The organism is Streptomyces sp. NPDC049541 (assembly GCF_044465725.1).
In the GTDB taxonomy this organism is placed as follows: Bacteria; Actinomycetota; Actinomycetes; order Streptomycetales; family Streptomycetaceae; genus Streptomyces.
Window position 1 is genome coordinate 382,255 of record NZ_JBITLY010000009.1, and the last position, 7,595, is coordinate 389,849.

Below are 7,595 nucleotides of genomic sequence, written 5' to 3' on the forward strand. Positions count from 1 at the left end.
ATGTACGCGTCTTGATGCCACTCTTCTCCACAACCGCCGCACAACTTCACTGCAACGCCGGCCCGGGCGCCCCACGCCGTGCCGGACTCCCCACCACAAGGAGCTTGTGTGACCCCCCTCTACGCGCGTCACAAGCGCTCGACTCTGGCCATCGCAACAGCCGTTGCCGCCGGAGCCCTGCTCACCACCGGTCTGACCACCGGTTCGGCCGCCGCCCAGCCCACGGCGGACTCCACGGCCACGGCCCGCACGGCCGGCTCACCCGCTGCGCTCTCGGCCGCGACCCGCGTCTCCCTCATCAAGCAGGCGCAGGCCGGACTCGCCGACACGGCGCAGCAGATAGGCCTCGGCACCAAGGAGAAGCTGGTCGTCAAGGACGTCGTGAAGGACGCCGACGGCACGGTCCACACCCGCTACGAGCGCACCTACGCGGGCCTGCCCGTCCTCGGCGGCGACCTGGTCGTCGCGACGAAGGCCGGCAAGACCGAGAGCGTCGTCAAGGCGACGAAGGCGGCCATCAAGGTGGCCTCGCTCAAGCCGCAGATCACCACCGCCAAGGCCGAGAAGCAGGCGCTGACCGCCGCCAGGACCGCGGGTTCGGACAAGACCTCGGCCGACAAGACCCGCAAGGTCATCTGGGCCGGCTCCGGCAAGCCCGTCCTCGCCATCGAGACCGTCGTCGGCGGCCTCCAGGACGACGGCACCCCGAACGCGCTGCACGTCATCACGGACGCGGCCACGGGCAAGAAGCTCTTCCAGTACCAGGCCATCGAGAACGCCACCGGTACCGGCAAGACGCTGTACTCGGGCACGGTCAGCCTCACCGTCACCCAGTCGGGCTCGACGTACAACCTGACCGACGCCAGCCGCGGCGGCCACAAGACGTACAACCTCAAGCGGGGCACCTCCGGCAAGGGCACGCTGGTCTCCAGCTCGTCCAGCACCTTCGGCACCGGCACCGCCTCCAGCTCCTCCAGCGACCAGACGGCCGCCGCCGACGCCGCCTACGGCGCGCAGGAGACCTGGGACTACTACAAGAGCACCTTCGGCCGCAGCGGCATCAAGAACGACGGCGTGGCCGCCTACTCCCGCGTCCACTACGGCAGCTCGTACGTCAACGCCTTCTGGGACGACGACTGCTTCTGCATGACGTACGGCGACGGTGACAACAACACCGACCCGCTGACCTCGATCGACGTGGCCGGCCACGAGATGACCCACGGCGTCACCGCCAACACCGCCGGCCTCAACTACAGCGGTGAGTCGGGCGGCCTCAACGAGGCGACCTCCGACATCCTCGGCGGCGTCGGCGTCGAGTTCTACGCCAACAACGCGTCCGACAAGGGCGACTACCTCATCGGCGAGAAGATCAACATCAACGGCGACGGCACCCCGCTGCGCTACTTCGACAAGCCCAGCAAGGACGGCGGCTCGGCGGACTCCTGGTCCTCCTCCGTCGGCAACCTGGACGTCCACTACTCGTCCGGTGTCGCCAACCACTTCTTCTACCTGCTGGCCGAGGGCAGCGGTTCGAAGACGATCAACGGCGTCAGCTACAACTCGCCGACGTCCAACGGCTCCACGGTCACCGGCATCGGCCGGGACAAGGCGCTGCAGATCTGGTACAAGGCGCTGACCGAGCAGTTCACCTCGACCACCAACTACAAGGCGGCCCGCGCGGGCACGCTGGCGGCGGCGGCGAGCCTGTACGGATCCAGCAGCACCGAGTACAAGACGGTCGCCGCGGCCTGGTCCGCGGTCAACGTGAGCTGACCCGAGGGGGGTTGGCGGGCGGTACCCGGGACGAAGGCATTCCCGGGTGCCGCCCTACTCTTGTGTCCCATGCGCCTGGAGGACTTCACCTACGACGACGTCGGCGGCACCGGCCGCGTCGGATTCTGCCCGCCGGGCTTCCGCCCGATGCATGTGCGCACGCGCATCGGAGAGGGCGAACCCTGCTTCCGCCGAGCGGCCGAGGCGGTCCTCACCTGGGAGATGCACCGGGAACTGGGCGTGGGCATCGACGCGAGCGCGGAGCGCGCCGCACCGGACGTCGACGTCACCGTCACCCTCGCCGGAGTGATCAAGGCCCCGTGCCGCATCGTCTACACGGTCGACGAACCCCGCCGCGCGGGCTGGGCGTACGGCACGCTGACCGGCCACCCGGAGTGCGGCGAGGAGCTCTTCCTCGTGGAGCGCACCGGCGACGGCACGGTGTGGCTCACGGTGTCCGCGTTCAGCAGGCCCGCGAAGTGGTTCGCCCGGGCGGGCGGGGCGGCCACGCGGGGCCTGCAGCACGCTTACGCGCGGCGGTGCGGGAAGGTTTTGCGGGGGTTGTGCGCAGCGCTCTCCGAGGGGTGAGCGGGGGTCGGGGCGCCGTCGCTGGGGGCTGCCGCCCCCAGACCCCCGCTGTCGGCCTGAACGGCCTCGTCCTCAAACGCCGGACGGGCTGAATGCCTGATCCGGCGGAGAGGCCTGAACACCGGACGGGCTGAAAATGCCTGATCCGGCGGAGAGGCCTGAAGACCGGACAGGCTGATGCCTGATGCGGCGGAGACACCTGAACGCCGGACGGGCTGAAATGCCCGCCCGGCCTCAGAGTGGCCGACAGGGCCGAAATTTGCTCACCGCATCAGTACCCCTGCGCCCTCCCCCGTCTCCTCCGAAGGCACCGCCACCAAGCCCAGTTCCACAGCGGACGCCAGCAGCCGATGCGCGGGCAGGATGCGGACCGTGTAGCCGTAGGGGCCGGTGCGGTCGAGGGAGAGGGGGCCCTCGTAGAACCACCTGCCCTCGTCGTCGGGGCCGCCCGCCGGTTTCAGGGGGACGGTCGTCGCGTCCGCGATGCGGTCCTCGGGGTCGACGCGGCCCGAGACGACCTGGACCTCCACGTCGTCGGGGCCGAGCTCGCCGAGGCCCACGCGGACCCGTAGGGCGAGCGTGCTGCCGAGTTCCGCGGTGGCCGTGGCGGCGGACGTCTCCACGTGGTCGACGGTGACGCCGTGCCACGCGGCCCGCACCTTCGCCTTCCAGGCGGCGAGTTCGCGGGCCGAGCCGGGGTCCATGGCGCGGTGTGCGTGGGCGGCCGGGGCGTAGAGGCGCTCGACGTACTCGCGGACCATGCGGCCGGCCAGCACCTTGGGGCCGAGCAGGGTCAGGGTCTGGCGGACCATCTCGATCCAGCGGTCGGGCAGGCCGTGCTGTCCCCGTTCGTAGAAGCGGGGCGCCACGCGCTGTTCCAGCAGGTCGTAGAGCGCTTCTGCCTCTATGGCGTCGCGGTGGTCGGGGTCGGTGCCCGCACCGTCGGCGGTGGGGATCGCCCAGCCGAAGTCGGGCTGGAACCACTCGTCCCACCAGCCGTCCAGGACGGAGAGGTTGAGGCAGCCGTTCAGGGCGGCCTTCATTCCGGAGGTGCCGCAGGCCTCCAGGGGGCGCAGCGGGTTGTTGAGCCAGATGTCGCAGCCGGGGTAGAGCTTCTGCGCCATCGCCATGCCGTAGTCGGGGAGGAAGACGATGCGGTGGCGGACCCGTGGGTCGTCGGCGAACCGGACCAGTTCCTGGACCAGGCGCTTTCCGCCGTCGTCCGCCGGGTGCGCCTTGCCCGCGACCACGATCTGGATCGGGCGCTCCGGGTGCAGCAGCAGGTCCATGAGGCGGTCGCGGTCGCGCAGCATCAGGGTCAGGCGCTTGTACGAGGGAACGCGGCGCGCGAAGCCGATGGTGAGGACGTCCGGGTCGAGGACGCCGTCGATCCACCCCAACTCCGCGGTTCCGGCGCCGCGTTGCCGCCAGGAGGCGCGCAGCCGCACCCGTACCTCGTCCACCAGTTGCTCGCGGAGGTTGCGCCTGAGCTCCCAGATGTCCTGGTCGGGGATGTCGCCCACCGCGTCCCAGCGGTCCGAGCCGCCGACGGTCAGCGCGTCCTCGGTGCGCTGGGCACCGATCTGCCGGGCGCCGAGCCGGAACACCTCGGGGGCGACCCAGGTGGGTGCGTGCACCCCGTTGGTCACGGAGGTGATCGGTACCTCCTCGGGGTCGAATCCCGGCCACAGTCCGGAGAACATCTCGCGGCTGACCTGACCGTGCAGCAGGGAGACGCCGTTGGCGCGCTGGCCCAGGCGCAGGCCCATCACGGCCATGTTGAAGAGGTTCGGCTCGCCGCCGGGATAGGTCTCCATGCCCAGGCGCAGGATGCGTTCGACGTCGATGCCCGGGAGTTCGGCCTCGGGGCCGAAGTGGTGGGCGACCAGCTCCCGGTCGAACCGGTCGATGCCGGCCGGGACCGGGGTGTGGGTGGTGAAGACGGTCCCGGCGCGGACCGCTTCCAGCGCGGAGTCGAAGTCCAGCCCGCCCTCGCAGAGTTCCGCGATCCGCTCCAGGCCCAGGAAGCCGGCGTGGCCCTCGTTGGTGTGGAAGACCTCGGGTTCGGGGTGGCCGGTCAGCCGGCAGTAGGTCCGTACGGCCCGCACTCCCCCTATGCCGAGCAGCATCTCCTGCAGCAGCCGGTGCTCGCTGCCGCCGCCGTAGAGCCGGTCGGTCACCCCGCGCTCGCCGAAGTTGTTGTCCTCGACGTCCGAGTCGAGCATCAGCAGGGGGACGCGGCCGACCTGGGCGAGCCAGATACGGGCGTGCAGCTGCCGGCCACCGGGCAGGGCGAGGGAGACCTGGGCGGGGGTGCCGTCGGGTTCCTCCAGGAGGGCCACGGGCAGCTCGTTGGGGTCCAGGACCGGGTAGTGCTCCTGCTGCCAGCCGTCCCGGGACAGCGACTGGCGGAAGTATCCGTGCCGGTAGAGCAGGCCCACCCCGACCAGGGGCACGCCGAGGTCACTGGCCGCCTTCAGATGGTCGCCCGCCAGGATGCCGAGGCCGCCGGAGTACTGGGGCAGGGCGGCCGTGATCCCGAACTCGGGCGAGAAGTAGGCGATGGCTGCGGGCAGTTCACCCGGGTGGGTCTGGTACCAGCGGTCGCCGGTCATGTAGTCGTCCAGGTCGCCCGAGACCTCCGCCAGCCGGCGCAGGAAGCGGTGGTCCCCCGCCAGCTCCGCGAGCCGCACCGGCGACACGCTGCCCAGGAGCCGTACGGGATCGCCGTCCGAGGCGGCCCAGCGCTCGGGGTCGACGGACTGGAACAGATCGCGGGTCTCCGCATGCCAGGACCAGCGCAGATTGCGGGCCAGCTCGCTGAGCGGCCGCAGGGGTTCGGGGAGAACGGGTCGGACGGTGAATCGACGGATCGCCTTCACTTTCCACCTCGACGCGTGTCGCTGTGCGGACGCACAACGCTGTGCGCCTCGTCGTCAACCTCGACGGTATCCGTGCGGAGGGCTCCGCAACCACGCCACGTCCAAGAGCACGCCACACTCCTACGCCGTCCGGAAAACGCCGCAACCTTCACGCGTCCGCCATGGCGGACATGGCCGATTCCGCCCCGTAGGCCCTCTTGTGGGCCTTCTACACCGCACGAGAGGCTGCCAAGTGGAGTCAATGGAGGGGAACTCGGACCATGGCACGGACGCGAACACGGCGTCTGCGCCGGACAGGGGGTCTGACCGCGGTGGCCTGCGCCGCCGCGCTGTCAGCCGTCACCCTGCCCGCGCACGCCGCACCGGAAGGTCAGATACTCGGCGCCGGTGAGCCCGGCTCCGTCAGCGGAAGTTATCTGGTGACACTCAAGGGGGGAACGAAGGCTCCGTCGGCGACCGGAAAAGGCATCGCCGAGAAGTACGGGGCAAAAATAAGCCACACCTACGGCTCGGTCCTCAACGGCTACGCCATCAAGGCCAACGAGAGACAGGCCAAGCTGCTCGCGGCCGACTCCGAGGTCGCCTCGGTCGTCCAGGACACGCGCGTGTCCCTCGACCACACGCAGAAGAACCCGCCGTCCTGGGGCCTGGACCGGATCGACCAGCCGAGCCTGCCGCTGGACAGGAGCTACACCTGGCCCGACTCCGCGGGCGCCGGTGTCACCGCCTATGTGATCGACACCGGTATCCGCATCACGCACAAGGACTTCGGCGGCCGGGCGAGCTACGGCTGGGACTTCGTCGGAAACGACAAGACCGCCTCCGACGGCAACGGACACGGCACCCATGTCGCCGGCACCATCGCCGGCACCAAGTACGGCGTCGCCAAGCAGGCCAAGGTGGTCGCCGTCCGCGTCCTCGACAACGCGGGCTCCGGTACGACCTCGCAGGTCATCGCGGGCATCGACTGGGTGACCAAGCACGCGAGGAAACCGGCGGTGGCCAACCTCAGCCTGGGTGGCTCCTACAACGCCCAGCTGGACGCCGCCGTACGCAACTCCATCGCGTCGGGCGTCACGTACGCGGTTGCCGCCGGGAACGACGGCCTGCCGGCCGCCCTCTACTCCCCGGCGGACGTGAAGGAGGCCCTCACGGTCGGCGCGACCGACAGGACGGACGCGCGGGCGAGCTTCTCCAACTTCGGCTCGGCCGTGGATCTGTTCGCACCCGGAGTGTCGATCACCTCGGACTCCTATGCGAGCGACACCGGGAAGGCGACCTTCTCCGGTACGTCGATGGCGACCCCACATGTCACGGGCACGGCCGCGCTGTATCTGGCCGGCCGTCCGAGGGCGACCCCGGACCAGGTCGCCAAGGCACTCGTGAAACTGGCGGTGTCCGGGAAGGTCTCCGGCCGGGGCCTCGGCTCACCGGACGAACTTCTGCAGGTGCCGTCTTCTTAGTCACACAGTCCACGGACCGGTCCCGTTCGTTCACGAACGGGACCGGTCTTGTGTGTAGACATACGCGTGAGTAGTTAACAACGTGCCGGATTGCGTACCCGAATAGGGTGGGAAGGCTCCTCCGGTACACCGCACACGCAGTTCACGGGAACCACCCGCAGGACCACCTCCCCACAGCCATCCGCCCACCCACGTTGACGCGGACAGGAGCGGTCATGCCCGCCACGCACCACTCGTCAGCACCCCCGACGACCAGCACCGAAGCACGCCCCGTGCGCCCCGCCGACGCCGGACCACCGGCCCCGCAACCACCCCCCGCGGGCGCCGCCACGGGCATCGGGCGCATACCCGTCCTCGACGTCCGCCCGGTGGTGCAGCATGGGCGGAGGCCGGCCAAGGCCGTGACCGGCGAGTCGTTCGAGATCTCGGCCACCGTGTTCCGGGAAGGCCATGACGCGGTCGCCGCAAACGTCGTCCTGACGGATCCGGAAGGCCGCCCCGGCCCCTGGACGCCGATGCGGGAACTGGCCCCGGGCACCGACCGCTGGGGCGCCACCGTCACCGCCGGCGACGTGGGCCACTGGACGTACACGGTGGAGGCCTGGGGCGACCCGATCAGCACGTGGCGGCACCACGCCCAGATCAAGATTCCGGCGGGCATGGACACGGACCTGGTCCTGGAGGAGGGTGCGCGGCTGTACGAGCGCGCCGCCGACGGCGCCCCCGACGGCCCACGTGACGTGCTGCTCGCCGCCGTCGCCGCCCTGCGGGACGAGAACCGCCCGGCCGCCTCACGTCTGGCGGCGGCGTTGACGCCGGAGGTGGACGCGGTGCTGGCCCGCCATCCGCTGCGGGAGTTCGTCACCGCCTCGCAGACCCTGCCGCTGCT

The 7,595-nt window shown here is 70.4% G+C and carries 5 protein-coding genes; 4 read left to right on the plus strand and 1 reads right to left on the minus strand.

Translation table 11 applies throughout. The annotated features are described in order from the left end of the window. Positions 1 to 108 precede the first annotated feature (108 nt). A complete protein-coding gene (locus ACIBW9_RS31760) occupies positions 109 to 1,773 on the plus strand; it encodes a M4 family metallopeptidase (RefSeq protein ID WP_398960460.1) in 1,665 nt (554 codons plus the stop codon). Positions 1,774 to 1,842: 69 nt separating this feature from the next. Further along, a complete protein-coding gene (locus ACIBW9_RS31765) occupies positions 1,843 to 2,361 on the plus strand; it encodes a DUF1990 family protein (RefSeq protein ID WP_398960461.1) in 519 nt (172 codons plus the stop codon). A gap of 263 nt (positions 2,362 to 2,624) precedes the next feature. Here ACIBW9_RS31765 and ACIBW9_RS31770 read toward each other — a convergent pair whose 3' ends face one another. Next, positions 2,625 to 5,243 (minus strand): glycosyltransferase family 1 protein, encoded by a 2,619-nt coding sequence (locus ACIBW9_RS31770; protein ID WP_398960462.1) that lies wholly within the window; start codon positions 5,241 to 5,243, stop codon positions 2,625 to 2,627. Between the two features lie 260 nt (positions 5,244 to 5,503). On the opposite strand from ACIBW9_RS31770, the gene ACIBW9_RS31775 reads away from it, so the two are divergent. Next, a complete protein-coding gene (locus tag ACIBW9_RS31775) occupies positions 5,504 to 6,706 on the plus strand; it encodes a S8 family peptidase (protein WP_398960463.1) in 1,203 nt (400 codons plus the stop codon). 215 nt (positions 6,707 to 6,921) lie between these two features. Next, positions 6,922 to 7,595, plus strand: a 674-nt coding sequence (locus ACIBW9_RS31780) for a maltotransferase domain-containing protein (RefSeq protein WP_398960464.1), incomplete at its 3' end; no start/stop codon positions are given.